The organism is Microbacterium jepli, assembly GCF_047237905.1.
In the GTDB taxonomy this organism is placed as follows: domain Bacteria; phylum Actinomycetota; class Actinomycetes; order Actinomycetales; family Microbacteriaceae; genus Microbacterium.
This window is the reverse complement of the sequence record NZ_JBDFLW010000003.1, coordinates 278,245-301,409: the sequence shown is the minus strand read 5'-3', so window position 1 is coordinate 301,409 and position 23,165 is coordinate 278,245. Positions and strand designations below refer to the sequence as shown.

The 23,165-nt window shown below is 71.0% G+C and carries 24 protein-coding genes and 1 pseudogene; 9 read left to right on the top strand and 16 right to left on the bottom strand.

Annotated features, from left to right (window positions below):
• Positions 1-60: 60 nt before the first annotated feature.
• The 6 genes and pseudogenes from paaA to ABC304_RS02020 all read left to right on the top strand — a co-directional run bounded on the left by paaA (position 61) and on the right by ABC304_RS02020 (position 4,493).
• Complete coding sequence (gene paaA, locus ABC304_RS02045; RefSeq protein ID WP_412928649.1) at positions 61-1,014, top strand: 1,2-phenylacetyl-CoA epoxidase subunit PaaA; 954 nt, start codon at positions 61-63, stop codon at positions 1,012-1,014.
• Positions 1,011-1,292, top strand: a complete 282-nt coding sequence (paaB, locus tag ABC304_RS02040) for a 1,2-phenylacetyl-CoA epoxidase subunit PaaB (RefSeq protein WP_127094451.1) — start codon at positions 1,011-1,013, stop codon at positions 1,290-1,292. Before paaA ends, paaB begins: the two co-directional genes overlap by 4 nt.
• Positions 1,289-2,104: pseudogene (gene paaC, locus ABC304_RS02035) on the top strand (1,2-phenylacetyl-CoA epoxidase subunit PaaC). Before paaB ends, paaC begins: the two are co-directional and overlap by 4 nt.
• Complete coding sequence (gene paaD / locus ABC304_RS02030; RefSeq protein WP_412928648.1) at positions 2,101-2,592, top strand: 1,2-phenylacetyl-CoA epoxidase subunit PaaD; 492 nt, start codon at positions 2,101-2,103, stop codon at positions 2,590-2,592. The pseudogene paaC and the gene paaD overlap by 4 nt, the downstream one beginning before the upstream one ends.
• Entirely contained in the window at positions 2,592-3,713 is a 1,122-nt protein-coding gene (paaE, locus tag ABC304_RS02025; RefSeq protein WP_412928647.1) for a 1,2-phenylacetyl-CoA epoxidase subunit PaaE, read from the top strand. Before paaD ends, paaE begins: the two co-directional genes overlap by 1 nt.
• A 9-nt stretch (positions 3,714-3,722) precedes the next feature.
• Positions 3,723-4,493, top strand: a complete 771-nt coding sequence (locus ABC304_RS02020) for an enoyl-CoA hydratase/isomerase family protein (protein WP_412928646.1) — start codon at positions 3,723-3,725, stop codon at positions 4,491-4,493.
• Between the two features lie 13 nt (positions 4,494-4,506).
• Here ABC304_RS02020 and ABC304_RS02015 read toward each other — a convergent pair whose 3' ends face one another.
• Together ABC304_RS02015 and ABC304_RS02010 are read right to left on the bottom strand one after the other, a co-directional pair.
• A complete protein-coding gene (locus tag ABC304_RS02015) occupies positions 4,507-5,019 on the bottom strand; it encodes an amino-acid N-acetyltransferase (protein ID WP_412928645.1) in 513 nt (170 codons plus the stop codon).
• A 116-nt stretch (positions 5,020-5,135) separates the two neighbouring features.
• Positions 5,136-7,658, bottom strand: coding sequence for an ATP-dependent Clp protease ATP-binding subunit (locus tag ABC304_RS02010; RefSeq protein ID WP_412928644.1), 2,523 nt, complete (start codon positions 7,656-7,658; stop codon positions 5,136-5,138).
• 230 nt (positions 7,659-7,888) lie between these two features.
• On the opposite strand from ABC304_RS02010, the gene ABC304_RS02005 reads away from it, so the two are divergent.
• Both ABC304_RS02005 and ABC304_RS02000 read left to right on the top strand, forming a co-directional pair.
• Entirely contained in the window at positions 7,889-8,497 is a 609-nt protein-coding gene (locus ABC304_RS02005) for a hypothetical protein (protein ID WP_412928643.1), read from the top strand.
• Entirely contained in the window at positions 8,494-8,727 is a 234-nt protein-coding gene (locus ABC304_RS02000; RefSeq protein ID WP_412928642.1) for a helix-turn-helix domain-containing protein, read from the top strand. The genes ABC304_RS02005 and ABC304_RS02000 overlap by 4 nt, the downstream gene beginning before the upstream one ends.
• 21 nt (positions 8,728-8,748) lie before the next feature.
• On the opposite strand, the gene ABC304_RS01995 is transcribed toward ABC304_RS02000, so the two are convergent.
• The 3 genes from ABC304_RS01995 to ABC304_RS01985 form a co-directional block, all read right to left on the bottom strand.
• Positions 8,749-9,462: a hypothetical protein gene (locus ABC304_RS01995; protein ID WP_412928641.1), complete on the bottom strand. Its 714-nt coding sequence runs from the start codon at positions 9,460-9,462 to the stop codon at positions 8,749-8,751.
• A gap of 136 nt (positions 9,463-9,598) precedes the next feature.
• Entirely contained in the window at positions 9,599-11,065 is a 1,467-nt protein-coding gene (gene cls, locus ABC304_RS01990) for a cardiolipin synthase (RefSeq protein WP_412928640.1), read from the bottom strand.
• A 151-nt stretch (positions 11,066-11,216) separates the two neighbouring features.
• A complete protein-coding gene (locus ABC304_RS01985; RefSeq protein WP_412928639.1) occupies positions 11,217-11,426 on the bottom strand; it encodes a hypothetical protein in 210 nt (69 codons plus the stop codon).
• A gap of 211 nt (positions 11,427-11,637) precedes the next feature.
• On the opposite strand from ABC304_RS01985, the gene ABC304_RS01980 reads away from it, so the two are divergent.
• Positions 11,638-12,771 carry a DUF4192 family protein gene (locus tag ABC304_RS01980; RefSeq protein WP_412928638.1) on the top strand — a complete coding sequence of 378 codons (1,134 nt, stop codon included), beginning with the start codon at positions 11,638-11,640 and terminating at the stop codon, positions 12,769-12,771.
• Between the two features lie 6 nt (positions 12,772-12,777).
• Here the strand turns inward: ABC304_RS01980 and lysS are convergent, their stop codons facing one another.
• The 11 genes from lysS to ftsH all read right to left on the bottom strand — a co-directional run bounded on the left by lysS (position 12,778) and on the right by ftsH (position 23,073).
• Positions 12,778-14,313, bottom strand: coding sequence for a lysine--tRNA ligase (lysS, locus tag ABC304_RS01975; RefSeq protein WP_412928637.1), 1,536 nt, complete (start codon positions 14,311-14,313; stop codon positions 12,778-12,780).
• Positions 14,314-14,484: 171 nt separating this feature from the next.
• The gene (panC, locus tag ABC304_RS01970; RefSeq protein WP_412928636.1) at positions 14,485-15,330 is read right to left on the bottom strand and encodes a pantoate--beta-alanine ligase; all 846 of its coding nucleotides are present in this window, start codon (positions 15,328-15,330) and stop codon (positions 14,485-14,487) included.
• The gene (locus ABC304_RS01965) at positions 15,327-16,046 is read right to left on the bottom strand and encodes a DUF2520 domain-containing protein (RefSeq protein WP_412928635.1); all 720 of its coding nucleotides are present in this window, start codon (positions 16,044-16,046) and stop codon (positions 15,327-15,329) included. Before ABC304_RS01965 ends, panC begins: the two co-directional genes overlap by 4 nt.
• The gene (locus tag ABC304_RS01960; RefSeq protein ID WP_412928634.1) at positions 16,043-17,674 is read right to left on the bottom strand and encodes a PH domain-containing protein; all 1,632 of its coding nucleotides are present in this window, start codon (positions 17,672-17,674) and stop codon (positions 16,043-16,045) included. The genes ABC304_RS01965 and ABC304_RS01960 overlap by 4 nt, the downstream gene beginning before the upstream one ends.
• Positions 17,671-18,246, bottom strand: a complete 576-nt coding sequence (locus ABC304_RS01955) for a PH domain-containing protein (protein WP_412928633.1) — start codon at positions 18,244-18,246, stop codon at positions 17,671-17,673. Before ABC304_RS01955 ends, ABC304_RS01960 begins: the two co-directional genes overlap by 4 nt.
• Positions 18,203-18,679 (bottom strand): DUF3180 family protein, encoded by a 477-nt coding sequence (locus ABC304_RS01950; protein WP_412928632.1) that lies wholly within the window; start codon positions 18,677-18,679, stop codon positions 18,203-18,205. Before ABC304_RS01950 ends, ABC304_RS01955 begins: the two co-directional genes overlap by 44 nt.
• Entirely contained in the window at positions 18,676-19,209 is a 534-nt protein-coding gene (folK, locus tag ABC304_RS01945; protein WP_412928631.1) for a 2-amino-4-hydroxy-6-hydroxymethyldihydropteridine diphosphokinase, read from the bottom strand. Before folK ends, ABC304_RS01950 begins: the two co-directional genes overlap by 4 nt.
• Entirely contained in the window at positions 19,206-19,664 is a 459-nt protein-coding gene (gene folB, locus ABC304_RS01940) for a dihydroneopterin aldolase (protein WP_412928630.1), read from the bottom strand. The genes folK and folB overlap by 4 nt, the downstream gene beginning before the upstream one ends.
• Positions 19,637-20,476, bottom strand: a complete 840-nt coding sequence (gene folP / locus ABC304_RS01935) for a dihydropteroate synthase (RefSeq protein ID WP_412928629.1) — start codon at positions 20,474-20,476, stop codon at positions 19,637-19,639. The genes folB and folP overlap by 28 nt, the downstream gene beginning before the upstream one ends.
• Positions 20,473-21,057 carry a GTP cyclohydrolase I gene (gene folE / locus ABC304_RS01930; RefSeq protein ID WP_412928628.1) on the bottom strand — a complete coding sequence of 195 codons (585 nt, stop codon included), beginning with the start codon at positions 21,055-21,057 and terminating at the stop codon, positions 20,473-20,475. Before folE ends, folP begins: the two co-directional genes overlap by 4 nt.
• A 9-nt stretch (positions 21,058-21,066) precedes the next feature.
• Positions 21,067-23,073 carry an ATP-dependent zinc metalloprotease FtsH gene (gene ftsH / locus ABC304_RS01925; RefSeq protein ID WP_412928627.1) on the bottom strand — a complete coding sequence of 669 codons (2,007 nt, stop codon included), beginning with the start codon at positions 23,071-23,073 and terminating at the stop codon, positions 21,067-21,069.
• Positions 23,074-23,165: the final 92 nt, after the last annotated feature.

Sequence of the window (23,165 nt, the reverse complement as noted above, 5' to 3'; positions counted from 1 at the left end):
TGTCCCGGCACCGGCCCGCGCCTAGACTAACTGAACGATCGTTCTGTAAAGGAGTCGACGATGACCTCCCCGACCGAGGACACCCGCGCCCAGGAGCGCTTCGACGCCCTGATCGCCGCCGACTCCCGCATCGAGCCGCGGGATTGGATGCCGGAGGCCTACCGCCGCACGCTGGTGCGCCAGATCTCCCAGCACGGGCACTCCGAGATCATCGGCATGCAGCCCGAGGGCAACTGGATCACACGCGCGCCGAGCCTGAAGCGCAAGGCCATCCTCATGGCGAAGGTGCAGGACGAGGCGGGTCACGGGCTCTACCTCTACTCGGCCGCGCAGACCCTCGGCATCACCCGCGAGGAGATGACGCAGCAGCTCATCGAGGGGCGGGCGAAGTACTCGTCGATCTTCAACTACCCGACGCCCTCGTGGGCCGACATGGGGGCCATCGGCTGGCTCGTCGACGGCGCCGCCATCTGCAATCAGGTGCCGCTGTGCCGGGCGTCGTACGGGCCGTACGCCCGCGCGATGGTGCGCATCTGCAAGGAGGAGTCCTTCCACCAGCGGCAGGGCTTCGAGATCCTGCTCACCCTCATGCGGGGCACGCCGGCACAGCAGGCGATGGCGCAGGAATCCGTGAACCGCTGGTACTGGCCGTCGCTGATCATGTTCGGGCCGCCCGACGAGCATTCCCCGAACTCCGCGCAGTCGACCGCGTGGAAGATCAAGCGCTTCTCGAACGACGAGCTGCGTCAGCGCTTCGTCGGAATGCTGGTGCCGCAGGCCGCTGCGCTCGGTGTGACGCTCCCCGATCCGGAGCTGCGGTGGAACGAGGCCGAGGGCCGGTGGGACATGAGCGAGATCGACTGGACCGAGTTCCGCGAGGTGCTGGCCGGCCGAGGACCCATGAACGCCGAGCGGCTGCGCGCGCGCCGCGCCGCGCACGAGGAGGGCGCATGGGTGCGGGAGGCCGCGGCCGCCTACGCCCAGAAGCAGGCGGCCGCGACGGTGGCCGCATGAGCACCTGGCCGCTGTGGGAGGTGTTCGTGCGGGCCGGCCGCGGACTGAGCCACGTGCACGTCGGGTCGCTGCTGGCCCCCGACGCCGACATGGCCGTCCGCAACGCCCGCGACCTGTACACGCGGCGCGGAGAGGGCGTCTCCATCTGGGTGGTGCCGGCCGACGCGATGACGACGAGCGATCCCGATGAGAAGGACGCGTTCTTCGAGAGCCCGGAGGGCAAGAACTTCCGGCACGCGGTGTACTACACCGCGTCGGAGGGGGTGCCGCACCTGTGAGCGACGCCGCCCATGTCACCGTCGACGCCCTCGACCTCTCCGCGGAGCTCGCGGGCGACGCCGACGCCGTCGCCTCGGCCGACGCGGCCGAGTACGCGCTCTGGCTGGGCGACGACGCGCTCATCCTGTCGCAGCAGCTCGCAGCGTGGATCGCGCACGCTCCCGAGCTGGAGGAGGACGTCGCCCTGGGCAACATCGCCCTCGACCTCCTCGGTCACGCGCGCTCCCTCCTGCGCTACGCGGGGACCGCGGACGGCCGCACCGAGGACGACCTGGCCTACTTCCGCGACGAGCGCGAGTTCCGCAGCGCGTGGCTCTTCGAGCAGCCGAACGGAGACTTCGCCCAGACGATCGCGCGCCAGCTCGCGGCATCCGTCTACCTCTTCGAGCTCTACCTGCGCCTGCGCGACTCCGCCGACCCGACGCTGGCTTCCGTCGCGGCGAAGGCCGTGAAGGAGGTCGACTACCACCGCGACCACGCCGTGCAGTGGACGCTCCGCCTCGCCGGCGGCACCGACGAGTCGCGGGCGCGCATGATCCGCGGGATCGAGACGGTCTGGCCCTACGTCGACGAGCTGTTCCGCGACGAGCCGGTGATCGACCGGCTGGAGGGCGTGGCCGTCCGGCCGTCGAGCCTGCGCGCGCCCTTCGACGCGGTCATCGCCTCGGTCTTCGCCGAGGCGGGGCTGCGGGCCCCCGACGGCTTCGTCTAGTCGGGCGGCGGGCGGCGCGGCGCGCACTTCCCGGCGATGGCGTACCTCCTCGCCGAGATGCAGGTGCTGGCGCGTCAGCACCCGGGGGCGACCTGGTGAGCGCGGCCACGCGCGCGGACGCCTGGCGCATCGCCGCCACCGTGACCGACCCGGAGGTGCCCGTGCTCACGATCGAGGACCTCGGCGTGCTCCGCGCCGTTCAGGTCGACGGCGACCGCGCGACGGTCACCCTCACCCCGACCTACAGCGGATGCCCGGCGCTGGAGACCATGCGCGACGACGTGATCCTGGCGCTGACCGCCGCCGGCTTCGCGCAGGTGGAGGTGCGCACGACCCTCACCCCCGCCTGGACGACCGACTGGATGACGGATGCCGGCAAGCACAAGCTGACCGCCTACGGCATCGCGCCGCCGACCGGACGCTCCTCGCTCGGGGACGGACCGCTGCGCGTGCGGATGGCGGTCAAGTGCCCGCGGTGCGCATCGCTCGACACGCGCGAGGTGGCCCGCTTCGGATCGACCTCCTGCAAGGCGCTCTACGAGTGCCGGGCCTGCCTCGAGCCCTTCGACTTCTTCAAGGTCATCTGATGACGACGGCCGAGGCGCCCACGACGGACGGATCGCGTCGGCGGGCGCGGTTCCACGAGCTCGAGGTCGCCGACGTGCGCCCCCTCACCGCGGACAGCGTCGAGGTGTCCTTCGCGGTCCCCACCGAGCTCACCGCCGACTACGACTACCTGCCGGGGCAGTACGTGGCGCTCCGGGCGCGGATCGACGACCGGGAGGTGCGTCGCAGCTACTCGCTGTGCCGTCCGCCCTCGCCGGGGAGGATCAGCGTCGGCATCAAGCGCGATCGCGGCGGGCTCTTCTCGGTCTGGGCGCACGAGAACCTCCGGGTCGGCGACCGGATCGAGGTGATGAGCCCGGAGGGGCGGTTCACCTCGCGGCTGCCCTCTCTGGACGACGCTCATCTGGCCGGCATCGCCGCGGGCTCGGGCATCACGCCGATGATGTCGCTCGCGGCATCCGTCCTCTCCTCCTCCCCCACCGCCCGTTTCACGCTCGTCTACACGAACCGCGCCACGCAGGACGTCATGTTCCTCGACGACCTCGCGGACCTCAAGGACCGGTACCCCGCACGACTCGCCCTGCACCACGTGCTCTCCCGCGAGCAGCGCGGTGCGCCCGTGCTGTCGGGGCGGATCGACGCCGAGAAGCTCGACACGATCCTCGACCGCCTGGTGCCGCCGGCCTCCGTCTCGGAATGGTTCCTGTGCGGACCCTTCGACCTGGTCGCGCTGTGCCGCACGGCGCTGTCTGCACGAGGCGTGCCCGACGAGGACGTGCGGTTCGAGCTCTTCACCGGCGACGCCGACGGTCCACGGCCCGAGCGCGCGGGACCGGTCGTGGCCGACGCCGGCGACGCGACGGTCTCGATCGAGTTCACGCTCGACGGGCTGTCCTCCACCGTCGAGTCGCCGCTCGCGGCGAACGAGGCGATCCTGGATGCCGCCCTCCGCGTGCGCGGCGACGTGCCGTTCGCGTGCGCGGGCGGTGTCTGCGGCACCTGCCGCGCGCGGGTTCTCGAGGGCGAGGTCAGAATGACGCAGAACTTCGCGCTCGAGCCCGACGAGATCGAGCGCGGCTACGTGCTCACGTGCCAGTCGCACCCGCAGACCCCGCGGGTGGTCGTGGACTACGACGGCTAGGAGGGCCGAATGATCGACGTGAGCATCGTGGACGACGTCGCCACCGTCGTGCTGAACGCCCCCGATCGCCTGAACGCGCTCGACGAGGCGGGCCTCGGCGAACTGGCCGCCGCCTACGACCGGGCCGAGGAGGCGGGCGTCCGGGCGCTGGTGCTGCGCGGCGAGGGGCGGGCCTTCTGCGCCGGCCGCGACATCTCCGCCGTCGATCCCGCGACCGACGACGTGACCGGCTACCTCGACGGTCTGCTGACTCCGCTGCTGCGGCGCATGGCCGCCTTCCCCGCGCCGACCTTCGCCGCCGCGCACGGCGCCTGCCTGGGCGTCGGACTCGGCCTGCTCCTCGCCACCGACGTCGTCTACGTCGCCGAGACCGCCAGGATCGGGTCGCCGTTCGCCGGCCTCGGCGCGACCCTCGACTCGGGCGGGCACGCGCTCTTCGCCGAGCGTCTCGGCGTGCACAAGACCCTCGACCTCATCTACACCGGACGCCTCATGACCGGCGCGGAGGCCGTGCAGTCCGGCCTCTTCTCCCGCGTGCTGGCCGCCGACGAGGTGCTGCCCGCGATCCAGGATGCCGCGGCCCGAGCCGCGACCGGACCCACGGCCGCGTTCCTCGCGAGCAAGCGCCTGGTGGCGCGCATCCGCGACGAGCGCCTCTCACTGTGGGAGGTCATCGCCGAGGAGAGCGCCGCGCAGACGGCCCTCAGCGCCACGGACGACTATCGCGAGGGCTTCGCCGCGTTCCGGGCGAAGCGCACGCCGACCTTCCGCGGCCGCTGACCCCGCGCGCGGCCTACTTCGACCAGAGGCGCTTGAGCATGCGCGTGTTGCCGAGCGTGTTCGGCTTCACGTGGGCGAGGTCGAGGAACTCCGCGACGCCCTCGTCGGGGCTGCGCACGAGCTGGGAGTACACATCGGGGTCGACGACCTGCTCGCCGATCGGCGAGAAGCCGCGGCGCGTGAAGAAGTCGACCTCAAAGGTGAGGCAGAAGAGGCGCGACAGGCCGAGGCGCAGCGCCCGCTCCTCCAGGCCGTCGACGAGCGCCCGACCGACGCCGCGGTGCAGCCAGTCGTCGCCGACGATGAGCGTGCGCACCTCGCCGATGTCCTCCCAGATGACGTGGAGGGCGCCGCACCCGATGATCTCGCCGGCGGAGGTCTCCGCGACGAGGAATTCCTGCACAGCCTCGTAGAGCACGACGAGGTCCTTGCCGAGGAGGATGCGCTTCTGCACGAACGGCTCCAGCAGGTCCTGGATCGCGCGCACGTCACCCGTGCGCGCCGGACGGACCTGGAAGGAGCTCATCCCCCCAGCCTAGGCTCGCCGCGCCGGCCGTTCGCCCGCGACGCGTCGCCGCGACGACCCGCACATGACGAAGGGGCGGATGCCGCAGCATCCGCCCCTTCGTGTCGAACCGTGTGTCAGGCCCCGGCGACGATGTCCGGCGTCGCGGTGATCTCGCCCGCGGCGCCCACGCCGACGGCGACCTTGTCGCCGCGCGGGCCGGTCTCGAAGGCGAATTCGCCGTTCTCGACATCGACCTTCACGTGGTCACCGGAGTTGAGCTCGCCGTGCAGGATCTTCTCGCTCAGGCGGTCCTCGATCTCGCGCTGCATCGCCCGGCGCAGCGGACGAGCGCCCAGGGTCGGGTCGAAGCCGATCTCGATGAGCTTGTCCTTCGCGCTGTCCGACAGCTCCACCGTCATGTCACGGTCGAGCAGGCGCTCGCTCAGACGCTTGGTGAAGAGGCCGACGATCTGACGCAGCTCGTCCTTGTCCAGCTGGGGGAAGACGATGACGTCGTCGACACGGTTGAGGAACTCGGGCTTGAAGCTGCGCTTGAGCTCCTCGTCGACCTTGCCCTTCATCCGCTCGTAGCTGGTCTTCGCGTTGCCCTCGACCTGGAAGCCCACGGGTCCGCCGGCGATGGCCGACGAGCCGAGGTTGGTCGTCATGATGATGACCGTGTTCTTGAAGTCAATGACGCGGCCCTGACCGTCGGTCAGGCGACCCTCCTCGAGGATCTGCAGCAGCGAGTTGAAGATGTCGGGGTGCGCCTTCTCGATCTCGTCGAAGAGCACGACCGAGAACGGCTTGCGGCGCACCTTCTCGGTGAGCTGGCCGCCCTCTTCGAAGCCGACGAACCCGGGAGGGGCACCGAACAGCCGCGAGACGGTGTGCTTCTCGCCGAACTCCGACATGTCGAGCGAGATCAGCGCGGACTCGTCGTCGAAGAGGAACTCCGCGAGGGCCTTGGCCAGCTCCGTCTTTCCGACGCCCGTGGGGCCGGCGAAGATGAACGATCCCGAGGGACGCTTGGGGTCCTTAAGGCCGGCGCGCTGGCGGCGGATCGTGCGCGACAGCGCCGCGATCGCCTCCTCCTGGCCGATGACCCGCTGGTGCAGGGCCTTCTCCATGAAGACGAGCCGGCTCGACTCCTCCTCGGTGAGCTTGAAGACGGGGATGCCGGTGGCCTGGGCGAGCACCTCGGCGATCAGGCCCTCGTCGACGACCGCGTGCGACGCGACGTCGCCGCTGCGCCACTGCTTCTCCAGGCGCAGACGCTCGGCGAGCAGCGACTTCTCCTCGTCGCGGAGCCCCGCGGCCTTCTCGAAGTCCTGCTCCTCGGAGGCGCGCTCCTTGTCCTCGCGGACCTTCGCGATCTTCTCGTCGAACTCGCGCAGCTCCGGCGGGCTCGACAGGATCGACAGGCGCAGGCGGGCGCCGGCCTCGTCGATCAGGTCGATGGCCTTGTCTGGCAGGAAGCGGTCGGAGATGTAGCGGTCGGCGAGGTTCGCCGCCGCGACGATCGCGCCGTCGGTGATCTGCACCTTGTGGTGCGCCTCGTAGCGGTCGCGCAGCCCCTTCAGGATGTTGATCGCGTGGGGCAGGCTCGGCTCGGCGACCTGGATCGGCTGGAAGCGGCGCTCGAGCGCAGCATCCTTCTCGAAGTGCTTGCGGTACTCGTCGAGCGTGGTGGCGCCGATCGTCTGGAGCTCTCCCCGGGCGAGGAGCGGCTTCAGGATCGAGGCCGCGTCGATCGCGCCCTCGGCGGCACCCGCACCCACGAGGGTGTGGATCTCGTCGATGAAGACGATGATGTCGCCGCGCGTGCGGATCTCCTTCGTGACCTTCTTCAGGCGCTCCTCGAAGTCACCGCGGTAGCGGGAGCCGGCGATGAGCGAGCCGAGGTCGAGCGAGTAGACCTGCTTGTCCTTCAGCGTCTCGGGCACCTCGTTCTTGACGATGGCCTGCGCGAGACCCTCCACGACGGCGGTCTTGCCGACGCCGGGCTCGCCGATGAGGACGGGGTTGTTCTTGGAGCGACGCGAGAGGATCTGCATGACCCGCTCGATCTCCTTCTCGCGCCCGATCACCGGGTCGAGCTTGTTGTCGCGGGCGGCCTGCGTGAGGTTGCGGCCGAACTGGTCGAGCACCGCGGAGCCGCCCTGGGCCGCCTGACCGGACTCGTTGGCTGCGCCGCTGACGGCCGCCGGCTCCTTGCCCTGGTAGCCCGACAGCAGCTGGATGACCTGCTGACGCACCTTGTTCAGGTCGGCGCCGAGCTTGACCAGCACCTGGGCGGCGACGCCCTCGCCCTCGCGGATGAGGCCGAGCAGGATGTGCTCGGTGCCGATGTAGTTGTGGCCGAGCTGCAGAGCCTCGCGCAGCGACAGCTCGAGCACCTTCTTGGCGCGCGGCGTGAACGGGATGTGCCCCGTCGGCTGCTGCTGGCCCTGGCCGATGATGTCCTGCACCTGCTCGCGCACGGCGTCGAGCGAGATGCCCAGGGACTCGAGGGCCTTGGCTGCGACGCCTTCTCCCTCGTGAATCAGCCCGAGCAGGATGTGCTCGGTGCCGATGTAGTTGTGGTTGAGCATCTTCGCCTCTTCCTGGGCGAGCACCACCACGCGTCGAGCACGGTCCGTGAATCTCTCGAACATCTCAATTCCTCCGGCCGGGGGCCACTTCCGATGCGGGTCTCCGCGTCTTGTAACGAGGGTAACCAGGCGACGGATGCCGCATCCCCGTGTTCGCCGTCGGCATAGCGGCCCCTGCGGCGCCGTCCTCTTCCGACGCGGCGGTGCTCGAGAACGAGGTCTTGACACGGCGTCTGTATCGTTTATCGTTGTTATCGAAAGTCGTTGGTAACGATCATCGATAGGAGACTCCGATGTTCTCTGACACCCAGCTGTCCCAGAGCGACCGCCTCGGCATGTACCTCTACGCGGGGGTGGGCGCGGTGGGGATCGGCGCAGTGCTCGTCTTCGTCATCGGCCGGCTGATCGAGGTCGCACGGGGCCGCGACATCCCCGTCCTGGTCCCCTTCGTCGACGAGACGGCCGCTCTTCCCATCGGCCCGGGCGGCGCGCCCGTCGAGGTGACCGTGCACGAGGCGACCGTGACGGTCGCCGACCCCGCCGCCGCTACGCTGTTCGCACTGTGGGCGCAGCCGATCGTGATCGGACTGGCGATCATCGCCGGGATCGTGGTGGCCGCCCTCTTCTGCCTGCGGCTGGCGCGGGGGCTCGCGTTCAAGAAGGGCACGTCGCGCCTCGTCTACACGGGCATCGGCATCCTCGCGGTCGGGTGGTTCGCCGGCTCCATCCTCACCTCGATGACCGTCAACGGAGCCCTCTCCGCCGTGAGCGACCACACCTACGACGGCACGTCGTTCGAGTTCGACTTCGCCCCGGTGGTGGCCCTTCTGGCCCTCACCGTGGTGGCCACGGCGTTCCAGGTGGGCGAGCGGCTGCAGCGCGAGACCGAGGGGCTCGTATGAGCCCTGCGGAGGCCGACGACGGTCCGTCCGGCATCCACTGCCGTCTGGACGAGCTCCTCGCCGAGCGGGGCATGACGCTCACCCGCCTGAGCGAGCTGGTCGGCGTGTCGATCGTGAACCTGTCGGTCCTCAAGAACGACCGCGCGCGGGCCGTCCGCTACTCGACGCTGTCAGCGATCTGCCGGGCGCTGGACTGCAGCGTCGGCGACCTGCTGGTGCGCACCGACTGACCGCCGCGCGCCCCCTCGGCATCAGCCCGCGATCGGGATCCGGACGCCGTCGAACTTGTCGCCTTGCAGAGTGAGGTGTGCGCCGCTCTGCTCCTGGAGGCCGTCGACCGCGGTGACCAGCACGCGCGGGGCGATGTCGGCCGTGCAGACCTGATCAGCCGGCGGAGTCGCGAAGACCGCGGTCACGTCGCTCGGACCCGTCGCGGTGACCGACTCGGCCACCGGCAGGCAGGTCGAGCTGCCCCAGGTGAGGATCACCAGGGCGCCGCTGTCGAACCAGCCGGCGCTGGGCAGGTACTCGGTCGGGTCGCCGGGCACGCCGGTCAGTGCGTCGTCGCCCTCGAGGTCGGCCTCCCCCGCGTAGGTGCCGGTCACGACGATGGACAGGCCGGCCGCCGGGTCGACACCGGACGGGAGCGTGACGACGCTCGCGCGCGGCACGAGGTCCTTGGTGCAGGCCTGACCCTCGGGGTCGGCGAGCTCCACCGTGAGAACGCCGTCGGCGTACGTCGGCTCGTCGGCCATCGGCACGCAGGTCGAGCTGCCCTCGGTCACGATGCCCACGGCGCGACCGTCGTCGAGCCACGCCGCGTGCAGCTGCGCCGTCGCCGTCGGGTCATCGGACGGCAAGGCGGGCGCGGACCCCGGGCCCGAGGCGGTGGCGCACCCGGCGAGGCCGACGGCCAATGCAAGAGCGGATGCCGCGGCGACGGCGCGACGCGAGAAGAGGGGCATGACTCGATTCTGTCCGAGCCCTCCGGGGGTTCCCGGCGAATGCGGTCACGGCGCCATAACGGGTTGGCTACACCCCTGTAACGGTTCGCCCAGAGCCCATTGGGGGAACGCGATCCGCCCCGCGGTGGTCACCGCGTCACTGCAGCGCTGAGGTGAGGCGCGCGATGTTGTCGAGGATGGTGGAGCGCAGCGGCTGCTTCAGCCACTCCTCCAGCGTGAGCTCGCGGCTGATGCGCCGGTAGCGGTCCTCGACGTCGCGCATCTCCTGCACGAACTCCTCGCCGCGCACGAGGAGCGAGATCTCCATATTGAGACCGAACGAGCGCATGTCCATGTTGCTGGAGCCGATGACGGCGACCTCGTCGTCGATCGTGAAGCACTTCGTGTGCAGGATGTACGGCTTCCGGTACATCCAGATCTTCACCCCCGCGCGCAGCAGCGACTCGTAGTAGCTGCGCTGCGCGTGGTAGACCATCGCCTGGTCGCCCTCCTCCGAGACGAACAGCTCGACCTGCAGCCCGCGCTGGCACGCAGTGGTGATCGCGAGCAGCATGGCCTCGTCGGGCACGAAGTACGGGCTGACGACCGTAATGCGGCGCTGGGCCGAGTAGAGCAGGGCGGCGAACAGGCGCAGGTTGTTCTGCACCTCGAACCCGGGACCCGACGGCACGACCTGGCAGTCCAGATCTCCGGGGCCGCTCGTGACGTCGAAGAGGTCGATCTCGTCTGTGAGCACCTCGTCGGTCTCGCTGTACCAGTCGCTGAGGAAGACGGCGTTGACGGATGCCACGACCGGCCCCTCCAGGCGCACCATCAGGTCGACCCAGTGCAGCCCGCGACGGATGTTCTTGCGCAGGTTGTAGGTGGAGTCGGTCACGTTCTGCGATCCCATGAACGCGACGGTGCCGTCGACCACCAGCAGCTTGCGGTGGTTGCGCAGATCGGGACGCTGGTACTTGCCCTTGAGCGGCTGCACCGGCAGCATCAGCCGCCACTGCGCGCCCATGGCATCGAGCCGCGCGAGGGTCTTCTTGTAGAACGGCTTGCCGCGGTTGGCCCAATGGTCCAGCAGCACCCGCACGGTCACCCCGCGGGCCGCGACCTCCTCCAGCGCCTGGAAGAAGTTGTCGGTGGAGTCGTCGGTCTGCAGGATGTAGAACTCGACGTGCACGTAGCCCTGGGCGGTGCGGATGGCGGCAGCCATCGTGTCGAGGCTCTCCTGATAGTCCGCGATCAGGTGCGCCGCGTTGTCACCCGCCAGCGGCATGGCGCCCAGGCGCCGGTTCATCGTCACCAGCGACGTGAACCAGTCGGGCGCATGCGGGCGGAGCGTGCCGAAGTCGAGGTGGCTGCTGGTGTCGGTGATGTACTCGTTGATCTGCTCCTGCTTGCGCCGCCGCTTGCGCGGCAGACGCGGGTTGCCGATGAGCAGGAAGAGCAGCACCCCGACGAACGGGATGAAGTAGATCGCCAGGAGCCAGGCCATCGCGGCCGTCGGACGGCGGTTGCGGGGCACCACGATGATGGCGGCGATGCGGATGATCACATCGCTGACGAAGACGAGGATCAGCCACCATGACGCGTCGAAGGTGATGTCGACCACGGAACGTCCTCCCGGCGGGCAGTCCACCCAGCGTAGTGCGCCCCGGGACGGCTCCCTGGGAGCGGGCGCTCAGCCCTGCGCTCAGTCCGCGGCGCGGCGCTCAGCGGTGGCGCGGCTCAGCGCTCGGCTCAGCGTTCAGCGGTGGCGCGGCTCAGCGCTCGGCGGGGGCGGCCGCGGATCCGGTCGCCGGAACGGGCGGCAGACCGCGCTTGGCGCGCTCCTCCGCCTGGATGCGCGCGTAGATGCGTCGCTCCGTGCGGTCGGAGCGGATGATGCTGCGCAGCACCCAGAAGAACAGGGTGCTGACGACGATCGTCGGCACCAGCGACCAAAACGCGGCCACCCAGAATGTGCTGTCCATGGCTCCAGAATACGCGGCCCCGGAACGTCGCGGCTGAGCAGGACCCGTACGCGCCTCCTCCCCAGCTCGGCCGTCTCGGCGATCCCTCCCCCATCGCCCGCTCCTCCCCCGTTCCGTGTGACCCGCATGCATCTGCCTGGCCCGCCGCGCCCCGGTGCGCGCCCTGTGGAGACTCCGCACGGCCGGAGCCGCGGCATCCGATCCTCAGGTCATGGACACTCCGGTTGTGAAGGCCGCCGACGCGGCGCAGTTCCTCGCCCTCGTGCCGCGCATGGTGGGCTTCCTGCCGCGGCGCAGCATCGTGCTGATCCCGTTCGGGCGGGGTCGCAGCCTCGGCGGGATGCGGGTGGACCTGCCACCCAACGACCTCGCGCCCGCGCCGCTCGCGGCGACCTTCATCGGCATGGTGTGCCGGGTCTCCGCGGTCGACGCCGTCGCCGTGGTCGTCTACACCGACGACGCGTGGAGGCCGGACGGCATGCCTCATCGCGGCCTCGCCGAGGCGCTCGCCCTGCGCGCCCGCGAATGCGGGCTGCACGTGACGGACATGCTCTGCGTCGCCGCGGACGGCTGGGGCTCGTTCCTCGATCCGGACGGACCGACGACGGGCCGGCCACTCGACGAGATCGCCGCACCGGAGGGCGAGATGCCCGATCTGCCGACCGGCGATCAGCTCGCCGGCGCGGCGCTGCCCGCGGCGGGCGCGTCGGAGCGGAAGGACGTCGCGCGGGCGCTCACCGCGCTGCGCCGTGCCATCGCCCTCGTCTGCGGTCCCGATGCGGCCGCCGAGGCGACGGGCGCGGCCGGCCGTGTCGACCCGACGGCGCTGACGGCGATGTGCGCGCTCGACGATGTGCCCTCGCTGTTCGAAGACGCCCTGGGATGGGATGCCGCGGCCCTCACCCCGTTCCAGACGGCGCTCCTGATCTGGACCCTCGGCCGGCCGTCGCTGCGCGACATCGCGCTCGTGCAGTGGTGCGGCGGCGTGGACGACGGCGACGAGGCGCTCGACGCGCAGCTGCGGTGGGAAGCCGGCGAGGAGTATCCGTCGGGGCTCGCGATGCGCATGTGGGGCGAAGGGCCGGTGCCCGACCATGTCCGGCTCGCGCGGGCGCTGGAGGTCGCACGGCGCGCGGCGGGGGCCGCGCCGCCGGCACAGCGCGCCGGCGCCCTCGCGACGTGCGCCTGGCTCTCCTGGGCGCTCGGACGCTCCAGCCACGCCGAGCAGTACGCGTCGTGGGCGTGCGAGATCGAGCCCGAGCACGGCCTCGCCGAGATCGTGCGCTCGTTCGTGGTCGCCGGGCATCTGCCCGACTGGGCCTTCCGCGCCGGCGAGAGCCGGTGAACGGTGCTACTTGACCAGCGGGAAGAGGATCGTCTCGCGGATGCCCAGGCCCGTGATGGCCATCAGCAGGCGGTCGATGCCCATTCCCATTCCCCCGGTCGGCGGCATGCCGTGCTCGAGGGCGCGGAGGAACTCGTCGTCGATGCGCATGGCCTCGACGTCGCCGGAGGCGGCGAGCGCCGCCTGCTCGATGAAGCGCTCGCGCTGGATGACGGGATCGATGAGCTCCGAGTAGCCGGTCGCGAGCTCGAACCCGCGGACGTACAGATCCCACTTCTCCACGACACCGGGGATCGACCGGTGCTCGCGCACGAGCGGGCTGGTGTCGACGGGGAAGTCCATCACGAACGTCGGGCGGGTCAGGCCGCCCTTGACGAAGTGCTCCCACAGCTCCTCGACGTACTTGCCGTGCGTCGGGTGCGGCGGGGCGTCCACGCCGACCTCGGCCGCGAAGGCGACGAGCTCGTCGAGCGGCGTCTGCGGCGTGATGGACCGTCCCGCCGCCTCCGAGAGCGAGTCGTACATCGACAGACGGTCCCACTGACCCCCGAGGTCGTACTCGGTGCCGTCGGCCCATGTCACGGTGGTGGAGCCGGTCACGGCCACCGCCGCGTTCTGGATCATCTCCTGCGTGAGGTCGGCGATGCCGTTGTAGTCACTGTACGACTGGTACGCCTCGAGCATCGCGAACTCGGGGCTGTGCGTGGAGTCGGCGCCCTCGTTGCGGAAGTTGCGGTTGATCTCGTACACGCGGTCGATGCCGCCGACGACGGCGCGCTTGAGGTACAGCTCGGGCGCGATGCGCAGGAAGAGGTCGGCGTCGAAGGCGTTCGAGTGGGTCACGAACGGGCGGGCGGACGCTCCGCCGTGCTGCACCTGCAGCATCGGCGTCTCCACCTCCACGAAGCCGTGCGCGGTGAAGGTGGCGCGGAGGCTCGCGTTGACCTTCGCGCGGGCGAGGACGGTCTCGCGCGCGCGGTCGCGCACGATGAGGTCCAGGAAGCGGCTGCGGACGCGGCTCTCCTCGTTCAGCTCCGAGTACATGTTGGGCAGCGGCAGCACGGCCTTGGAGGCGATGGTCCACTCCGACACCATGATCGACAGCTCGCCGCGTCGGCTCGAGATGACCTCGCCCGAGACGAAGACGTGGTCGCCGAGGTCGACGAGCTCCTTCCAGCCCTGGAGGCTCTCGTCGCCGACGACGGCGAGGGAGACCATCGCCTGGATGCGGCTGCCGTCGCCCGACTGGAGCGTGGCGAAGCAGAGCTTCCCGGTGTTGCGGCTGAAGACGACGCGGCCGGCGACACCGGCGGTCACGCCGGTCTCCTCGCCCGCCTCGAGGGCGCCGAAGCGCTCGCGGAGTGCGGGGATGGTGTCGCTGACGGGCACCGAGACCGGATAGGCGCCACCCGCGGCATCCGTCCGCTCCGCGATGAGGCGCTCGCGCTTGGCGAGGCGCACGGCCTTCTGCTCGAAGACGTCGGCGATCTCCTCGGCGGAGATCTCCGGATCGGCGGGCGCGGGCGACGACGTGTCTGTCACGGTGGGGGCTCCTCGGAAGTCTCCGGAAGTCTACCGGCGGCGCCCGGGCGACCCCGAGCAGTGTGTTGCCCCGCGCCGGACTTCATGTCCCACTTCCTGCACAACCCCCCGGCGTGTTGTGCTAGAAGTGGGACATGCCCTGAGCCACCCGCGGGCGCGGGCGCACCCGCGTCAGTTCAGGACGATCTCGGCGTTGTCGATGAACCGGTGCCCGGCGACGGAGGCAGCGATCAGCGCGAGCGCGCGACCCGCGTGCCCCTCGTCGACGGGCAGGAAGGTGGCCGGATCGACGACGCTGAGGTACTCGAGGCGGATGCGCGGCTCGCCCATCAGCGACGACTGGGCGGCGGCGATGCAGGCGTCGACACCGCGGTCGGCATTGGATGCTGCGGCGTCCAGCGCCGCGGGGAGCTTCGCCGCCGCCGCGCGGTCGCGATCCTCGAGCATGCCGACACGTGTCGAGATCGGCAGGCCGTCATCGCCGCGCACCGTGTCGACCGTCGCGATCTCGACGTCCATGAACAGGTCGCGCACCATGCGCTCGACGAGGAACACCCGCTGCCGGTCGCGCAGCCCGTAGACGGCGACGTCGGGGCGGACGATGTTCAGCAGCTTCGCCTCGACGGTGAGGAGGCCGTCGAAGTAGAACGGGCGCGTGCGTCCCTCGTAGCGGAGGCCGAGGTCACCGGCGGTCATCTTGGTCGTGTCGAAGCCGCGGGGCAGCAGCTCCGCCTCATCGGGCGCGAACACGATGTCGACCCCGAGCGACGCGAGCAGCTCCTCGTCGTTGTCGGGCGTACGCGGATAGGCGGCGCGCTCGTCCGCGGTGCGGAAGCGGAGCGGGTTGACGAAGACCGACACCACGACGATGTCCGCGATCTCACGCGCGTGGTGGACGAGGTCGATGTGCCCGTCGTGAAGCGCGCCGATCGTCGAGATGAAGGCCACCCGCGGCGTGCCGGCAGCGGCACGGGCCTCGGTCAGCCGCGAACGCAATTCCGAGACGGTGCGGATCATCCGTCGATCGTAGCGTCGAGCGGACCGTCGTCCGTGACGCGCCGCCCGGCGTCTGCGAGGGCATGGTCGACCGTCGAGTGCACCAGGGAGGAGAGGTACGACCCCGGGTTCTCCACGCCCACGCGCGCGAGGATCGAGGCCGCCTGCCGCACGATCGAGCGGGAGAACTCCGTCGCCGTCGCGATCGCCTCGGCGTAGTCGGGGCGGTCGGCCTCGGCCACCACGACGGGCTCGCAGCCGATCTCGACGGCGAGCGCCTGCGCGATGGGGAGCACCGGTCCGGGGGCGGTCACCGCGGCGTAGCTGTGGGGCAGCTGCCGGAGGTCCATCGACGTGCCGGTGAAGGTCATCGCCGGGTGCACCGCCAGCGGGATCGCGCCGATCGCCATCGCCGGTGCGAGCACGGCCACGCCGTAGGCGGGATCGGTGTGCAGGATGAGCTGTCCGGGCTGCCACCCTCCGAGGTCGGCGAGGCCCTTCACGAGGCCGGGCAGCTGGTCGTGCGGAACGGCCAGGACCACCAGCTCGCTGCGTCGCGCCACCTCGACCGCGTCCAGCACCGGAACTCCCGGCAGCACCGCCTCGACCCGCTCGGGATCGGATCCCGCGGTGACGCCCGTGAGGGCGTGTCCGGCGCCGGCCAGCGCCGCTCCGAGCACGGGTCCGACCCGGCCCGCGCCGATGATGCCGACGCCCAGGCGTCCGTCGCGCCTCACGAGAGATCCTCCCCGCCGGCCCAGCGGTGGCTGCGATCGGTGGCGGCCGCGGCGACCGTGGCGGCCGACACGTCCGCGAACAGGGCGAGCGCAGCATCCCGATCGACGACGCCGAGGTTTCCGGTCACCCGGCCGGCGATCGTGTGCACCGTCACCGCGGCGAGGCCCAGCGCCCGGGCCAGCGGACCCTGCTCCAGCCCGAAGCTCTGTGCGCGCGCCAGGGGGAAGATGCCGAGCGTGCGCCAGATGAACCCGCGGCGCAGCAGCAGCACGCCGGGCACGAGGAGGAAGCCGTTGCGGCGCCAGGAGAGCAGACGCAGCAGACGCGCGCGTCGCGGGGTGTTCGTGTACGGGTCATCCGCGCGCGGACCCAGCACTCCGTCGTCGAAGACGACGGGCCATTCCGCCTCGGGCATCGCGGGCAGGAGGAGCTGCAGCACCTTCGCCACGTCCTCGCGCGCGCCCACCGGCAGCACGGTGGTGAAGGGGTCGGCGGCGCTCTGCGCGGCGCTCCCGCCGGAGAGGCGGTTGACCGTGATCGACCACCAGCCGAAGGGCCGCCACAGCACCGACTGGCGGATCTCGACGGCGTGGATGCGGCCGGGCGGCAGAACCTCGGTCACCGTCGTGAAGAGCCCGAACGTGATGCGCACGCCGGTGGACCTCGGCGCGATCGAGTATCGCAGCGTCTTCGTGATGCCGCGCACCCAGTACGCGCCGAAGCCCAGCACGGTGGGCAGCACGGCGAACAGGATCCACGGCGTGCCGAGGACCGCTCCGACGACGATGGCCGCGATCAGGATCACGAGGCCGATGGTCGAGCCGCTGAGGAGATGGGATGCCACGATGCGCCCGATCGGGATGTGGACGACCGATGAGGGGTCCTCCACCGGCTGCTCCGCGCCGACGATGAGTCCGGTGATTCCCTCGCTGACCGCGGACGAGGCCGCCTCGCGGCGGGTGCGCGGCTCGCCGCGGAGGGCGCGCTCGGCCAGCTGGCGCCCGGAGGCGAGCTGCAGGATGTCGGCGCGCACGGCCTCCGCGCTGGAGGTCGAGAGGTACTCGAGCTTCACGTTCGCGTCGAGCCCGGCGCCGACGACCTCGAGCTTGGCCATGCCCAGCAGCCGCGCGACCATCGGGCGCGTGAGGTTGACCCCCTGCACGCGGTCCAGCGGCGACTGGCGGTGCGAGCGGAACAGCACGCCGGAGCGCACCTCGACGTCATCGCCGGTGATACGGAAGGTGTGGAACCGCCACGAGACGTAGAACGCCCCGACGAGGAGGGCGGCGACACCCACGACGACCAGGACCGCGACGACGGCGAGGTCGTGGCTGAGGACGTAGTCGATGGGATCGGGTGGAGCGGCGCGTCCGTTGCGGCCGGCGGGCAGCGGGAAGAACAGCTCGATCAGGCGATCGCGGAAGTTCGCGATGACGATGCCGATCACGACGACGAGGAAGAGCCCGCCCCGGAAGAGCGGGGTGAGCGGATGGAGGCGATGCCACTCGCCGTCGCTGAGCGGCGATCCGACCTGTCGCGGGTCCGGAGCGGTCGGCGGCGTCTCAGGCGCGGACGGCGCCGGAGGGCCGATGTCCGTTCGGCCCGCGGCGGGGATCGGGTCGGTCACAGTCCGGTCCGGCGCGTCTCGGCGACGTCGATGAGCGTGTCGCGGAGCTTGTCGGCGGCCTGCTGGGCGAGCCCCGGGATGACGACGCCCGTGGACGCCGCGGCCGTCACGAGCTTGAGCTGCGCGATGCCGAACCCGCGGTCGAGCGGTCCGTGGGTGATGTCCACCAGCTGCATCCGCCCGTAGGGCACGGCGACCGTGCGCTGCCACAGGATGCCGCGGCGGAAGACGAGGTCGTCCTCGCGCAGCTGGTAGCCGATGGAGCGTGCCTGGCGCGGTGTGATCGCCATCGTCCACACGATGAGCAGCGAGACGGTGCCGCCGGGGATCCACGCCCACCACTGCTGCCAGACGAGGGCGACGGCGAGCATCGCGGCGACGACGACCAGGAGGAAAAGGCCGTTCGAGATGAGCTGCACCCGCACGTAGGCGGGCGAGATCTGATGCCACATGCCGTCGCCGAGCGGGAGGCGGCGCGCGCTGCGCGGCTCGCGGATGCTCGTGTACGTGCCGGCGTCGAGGACCGGGTCAGGTGTCGGGTCCGGCACCGGTGCTTCCAGGCTGTTCGTCATCGTCGTCCTTCGGGATCGTGCACATGTGCTCCGCGACGAGGGCGGCGGCGACCAGGATCGCCCCGCTGACAGCCGTCGCGATGATCGCCGTCAACGAGCCTACCGAGGGGCTGGTCGGCCGGGTCAGCAGGAAGACGGCCAGCCCGCCGGCGAAGCCCGCGACGGCGGCGCCGACGATGCTCGACGCCTTGGCGAGCACCGCCGTCCGCACGGCGCGGAACGGGTCGGTCGGCTGACCGCCCCGCACCGCTCGCCGTACGGGCACCGCAAGCAGCACGGCCAGCGCGCCGAGCAGGACGAGCAGGATCGGCAGAGTGATCGCCGGGGTGAAGGTGGCGCGGCCGGCCGCGGTGAGCGCACTGTCCACGCCGAAGTCGGCGGCGATCCCGAGGACCGCGGCGACGATCAGAATGCCGGGGCCGGTGCGCCTCACGACGCGCTCCGGAGCGCGTCGAGAAGGTCTGCGACCCGCCCCGCACCGGGCAGCTCGGCCTCGGCGTCGACGGTCAGCCACGGGCCGAGCACGAAGTCGCGCTCGGCGGCGCGGGGATGCGGCAGCCGCAGCGCCGGGTCGTCGCTGCGGACGTCGCCGTAGGAGATGAGGTCGAGGTCGAGGGTGCGGTCGCCCCAGCGCTCGCGCCGCTCGCGGCCGTGCCGCGCCTCGATCGCGTGCAGGTACGTCAGCAGCACCGACGGGGCGAGTCGGGTCGAGACGAGCGCCACGGCGTTGAGGTAGCCCGGGCGGGACGCGTCGGGACCGTCCGGCGTCACGGCGACGGACTCGATCGTCGCGGAAGCCCGCACCTCGGTCACCAGGGGGAGGCGCGCGAGATCCCGCACGGCCTCGGCGATGATGTCCTCGCGGTCGCCGAGGTTGGCGCCCAGCGCCACGACGGCGCTCACGGGCGCGCGGCCGGCGGCCGCAGCATCCCCTTGGAAGCCCTCGGCGAGACGGCGGCTCATGCGGAGCTCTCCTCTGCGGGCCTGGATGCGGCAGGGCCCGACGCCGCGGCGTGCGATGCCGCGGGCCCGGATGCTGCGGCAACGGGTGCCGACGCGCGGCGGTGGATGCGGACGGCCACATCGCCGAACGGCACCGGGATCGGCGCCGCCGGCTTGTGCACGGTGACCTGCACCCCTGCGACGGACGGACGCGCGAGCACGGCGCCGGCGATGCGGGCAGCGAGGGTCTCGAGCAGGTCGACGGGCTCCCCCGCGACAAGGCCGGCGACCTGCTCGGCCAGCTCGCCGTAGTGGACGGTGTCGGCGACGTCGTCGGAGGCCGCCGCGGCGCGCGTGTCGACGTCGAGCACGAGGTCGACGACGAACTCCTGTCCTTCGCGCCGCTCCTCGGCGTAGACGCCGTGGTACCCGAAGGCGCGGACGCCCGTCAGGATGATCTGGTCCGAGACGTCCAACGTCCCTCTCCTTCCCAGCACTGCGCGATGCGCAGCGCGTCACGGGTGGCGGCGACATCGTGCACGCGCACCGCCCACGCGCCGGCGTGCGCCGCGAGCACACTGGTGACCGCGGTCGCCAGGTCGCGACGGGCGAGGTCGACCACCGGCTGGTCGGGTTCACCCAGCGCCTCGCCGAGGAACCGCTTGCGGCTCGTGCCCACGAGCACGCGGGGCACGAGGCCGATGAGCCGCGGAAGTCCGCGCAGCACGGCCCAGTTCTGCTCGCCGCGCTTGTTGAAGCCGATGCCCGGGTCCGCCACGATTCGTGCCGGCGGGATGCCGGCCTCGGCCGCCGCCTCGACGCGTCGCGCGAGCTCCGCCACGACCTCGCGCACGGGGTCGTCGTACTGCGCCGACGCGTACATCTCGGCCGACGGTCCGCGCCAGTGCCCCAGCACGATGTCGGCCTCCGTGCCGGCGACGGCGACGAGCAGCTCGGGATCGGCGAGGCCGCCGGAGACATCGTTGACGATGCGCGCACCGGCGGCGACCGCGGCCACGGCGGTGGAGGCGTTCATGGTGTCGATGCTGACCGCGATGCCGTCGGCGCTGAGCGCCTCGATGACGGGCAGCACGCGCTCCTGCTCGACGACCGGCTCCACGCGCACCGCACCGGGGCGGGTGGACTCGCCGCCGATGTCGAGGATCGCGGCGCCCTGCGCGTGCAGCGAGCGGGCGTGCGCGATCGCCGCGTCGGCGTCGATGTAGCGTCCGCCGTCGCTGAAGGAGTCCGGGGTGACGTTGACCACCCCCATGATGAGTGCGCTCATGACCGTCCGAGGAGCGCGATGATCTCGCCGCGCGCGGCCGGCTCTGCGAGTTCGCCGCGTGCCGCGATGGTGACGGTCGAGGAGTCGGACTGCCGTCCTCCGCGCATCGTCACGCACTCGTGCACCGCGTCGAGGACGACGAGGACGCCGCGCGCGTCCAGCGATGCGGCGAGGGTGTCGGCGATCTGCTCGCCCAGCCGCTCCTGCACCTGCGGCCGAGAGGCCAGGATGTCCACGACCTTGGGCAGCGACCCGAGGCCGACCACCTGCTCGCCCGGAAGATAGGCGATGTGGGCGTGGCCGCCGAACGGCAGCAGATGATGCTCGCAGACCGAGCGGAAGCGGATGCCGCGGAGCATCACCGCTCCCGAGGGAAGCGTGTCGGGGAAGGGGCCGCGTGCGACGGAGATCGTGTGGGCGAGGGGAGCCGCAGCATCCTCCCCCACTCCGGAGAAGAACTCGGAGTAGGCATCGGCGACGCGCGTGGGCGTCTGGCGGAGCCCGGGGCGATCGGGGTCCTCACCGATCGCCACCAGGAGCTCTCGCACCAGTGCGACGACGCGTTCGCGGTCTACGGCCACGAACGGAGCCTACGCGGTCGCCGGGCGGGCCTGTCCCGAGGGCTGGCGGCGGGTGGCCTTCTCGGCGACGGGCGCCTCCGCCTCGACCGACGCGGCGAGTCCGGCCTCCTGACGGCGACGGGGAACGTCGACGGGAGGCAGATCGGAGACCGGGCGGTCGCTGCTGGACAGCCACTGCGGGCGCGGGGGCAGCCGGCGGACGTCCTTGAAGATGTCGGCGAGCTCGATGTGGTCGAGCGTCTCCTTCTCGAGGAGCTCCAGCGCCAGGCGGTCGAGGATGTCGCGGTTGGCGTTGATGACCTCGTACGCCTCGTTGTGGGCCTGCTCGATGAGCGCCCGCACCTCTGTGTCGACGCGCTCGGCCACGCGCTCGGAGTACTCGCGTCCGTGACCCATGTCGCGGCCCATGAAGACCTCACCCGAGGACTGCCCGAGCTTGACGGGTCCGACGTCCATGGTCATGCCGTACTCGGTCACCATCTTGCGGGCGATGCCGGTGGCCTTCTCGATGTCGTTGGAGGCGCCGGTGGTCGGGTCGTGGAAGACGATCTCCTCGGCGACGCGACCGCCCATGGCGTACGCGAGCTGGTCCTGGAGCTCGTTGCGGGTGACGGAGTACTTGTCATCCAGCGGCAGGACCATTGTGTAGCCGAGCGCCTTTCCGCGCGGGAGGATCGTGATCTTCGTGACCGGATCGGTGTGGTTCATCGCCGCCGCGGCGAGGGCGTGACCGCCCTCGTGGTACGCGGTGATGAGCTTCTCCTTGTCCTTCATGACGCGGGTGCGCCGCTGAGGACCGGCGATGACGCGGTCGATCGCCTCGTCGAGCGCGCGGTTGTCGATGAGCTGCGCGTTGGAGCGCGCGGTCAGCAAGGCCGCCTCGTTCAGGACGTTGGCCAGGTCGGCACCGGTGAAGCCCGGCGTCTTGCGGGCGACGACCTCGAGGTCGACGCCGTCGGCCAGCGGCTTGCCGCGACCGTGCACCTCGAGGATGCGCTTGCGGCCCTTGAGGTCGGGCGCGTCGACGCCGATCTGACGGTCGAAGCGGCCGGGACGAAGGAGGGCGGGGTCGAGGATGTCGGGGCGGTTGGTGGCCGCGATGACGATGACGTTGACCTTCGGGTCGAAGCCGTCCATCTCGACCAGCATCTGGTTGAGCGTCTGCTCGCGCTCGTCGTGACCGCCGCCCATGCCGGCACCGCGGTGGCGTCCGACGGCGTCGATCTCGTCGATGAAGATGATGGCGGGCGAGGACTCTTTGGCCTGGTTGAACAGGTCGCGGACACGACTCGCGCCGACGCCGACGAACATCTCGACGAAGTCCGAGCCGGAGATCGAGTAGAAGGGCACGCCGGCCTCGCCGGCGACGGCGCGGGCGAGGAGCGTCTTGCCCGTTCCGGGAGGGCCGTACAGCAGCACGCCCTTCGGGATGCGGGCGCCGACGGCCTGGAACTTCGAGGGGTCCTTCAGGAAGTCCTTGATCTCCTGCATCTCCTCGATGGCCTCGTCGGAGCCGGCCACGTCGGCGAAGGTCACCGTGGGCGACTCCTTGCTGACGAGCTTCGCCCGCGACTTGCCGAACTGCATGACCTTGCTGCCGCCGCCCTGGGCGCTGGACATCAGGAACCAGAAGAGCAGGCCGAGCAGCAGGATCGGGATGAGGAGCGACAGGAGGCCGTCGAACCAGCTGGCCTTCGGGACGGCGTCGTTGAACCCCTCCGACGGGTTGGCGGCCGTGACGGCCTGGACGACCTCGTCAGCGCGCGCCGAGACGTAATAGAACTGCACGTCGCTCGCGCCCTCGTAGGGCTGGGAGAGCTTCATGTCCACACGCTGGTCGCCGTCGGTGTTGACCACCTCGGTGACCGTGTCGCCCTTGAGCAGCTGCAGACCCTCCTGCGTGGAGATCTGCTTCGCACCGCCCAGGCTCGAGATGAGCGAGAACCCCACGATGAGGAAGATCCCGATGAGCAGCACGTAGATGAGCGGGTTGCGGGTGAGCTTCTTGAAGTTCATGGTGCGGGCGAGGCCCGTTCCCTTTCGTCGACGAACCGCGGCTCGGCGCGGTGGACTCAGGGTATCCCGGGCGGCCTATGGGGGGTCTGTGC

What these genes read in the sequence shown, in the direction of transcription:
- paaA (WP_412928649.1), top strand. Translation starts at nt 61, where the DNA reads ATGACCTCCCCGACCGAGGACACCCGCGCCCAGGAGCGCTTCGACGCC.
- paaB (WP_127094451.1), top strand. Translation starts at nt 1,011, where the DNA reads ATGAGCACCTGGCCGCTGTGGGAGGTGTTCGTGCGGGCCGGCCGCGGA.
- paaE (WP_412928647.1), top strand. Translation starts at nt 2,592, where the DNA reads ATGACGACGGCCGAGGCGCCCACGACGGACGGATCGCGTCGGCGGGCG.
- ABC304_RS02020 (WP_412928646.1), top strand. Translation starts at nt 3,723, where the DNA reads ATGATCGACGTGAGCATCGTGGACGACGTCGCCACCGTCGTGCTGAAC.
- ABC304_RS02015 (WP_412928645.1), bottom strand. Translation starts at nt 5,019, where the DNA reads ATGAGCTCCTTCCAGGTCCGTCCGGCGCGCACGGGTGACGTGCGCGCG.
- ABC304_RS02010 (WP_412928644.1), bottom strand. Translation starts at nt 7,658, where the DNA reads ATGTTCGAGAGATTCACGGACCGTGCTCGACGCGTGGTGGTGCTCGCC.
- ABC304_RS02005 (WP_412928643.1), top strand. Translation starts at nt 7,889, where the DNA reads ATGTTCTCTGACACCCAGCTGTCCCAGAGCGACCGCCTCGGCATGTAC.
- ABC304_RS02000 (WP_412928642.1), top strand. Translation starts at nt 8,494, where the DNA reads ATGAGCCCTGCGGAGGCCGACGACGGTCCGTCCGGCATCCACTGCCGT.
- ABC304_RS01995 (WP_412928641.1), bottom strand. Translation starts at nt 9,462, where the DNA reads ATGCCCCTCTTCTCGCGTCGCGCCGTCGCCGCGGCATCCGCTCTTGCA.
- ABC304_RS01985 (WP_412928639.1), bottom strand. Translation starts at nt 11,426, where the DNA reads ATGGACAGCACATTCTGGGTGGCCGCGTTTTGGTCGCTGGTGCCGACG.
- ABC304_RS01980 (WP_412928638.1), top strand. Translation starts at nt 11,638, where the DNA reads ATGGACACTCCGGTTGTGAAGGCCGCCGACGCGGCGCAGTTCCTCGCC.
- panC (WP_412928636.1), bottom strand. Translation starts at nt 15,330, where the DNA reads ATGATCCGCACCGTCTCGGAATTGCGTTCGCGGCTGACCGAGGCCCGT.
- ABC304_RS01955 (WP_412928633.1), bottom strand. Translation starts at nt 18,246, where the DNA reads ATGACGAACAGCCTGGAAGCACCGGTGCCGGACCCGACACCTGACCCG.
- folK (WP_412928631.1), bottom strand. Translation starts at nt 19,209, where the DNA reads ATGAGCCGCCGTCTCGCCGAGGGCTTCCAAGGGGATGCTGCGGCCGCC.
- folP (WP_412928629.1), bottom strand. Translation starts at nt 20,476, where the DNA reads ATGAGCGCACTCATCATGGGGGTGGTCAACGTCACCCCGGACTCCTTC.
- ftsH (WP_412928627.1), bottom strand. Translation starts at nt 23,073, where the DNA reads ATGAACTTCAAGAAGCTCACCCGCAACCCGCTCATCTACGTGCTGCTC.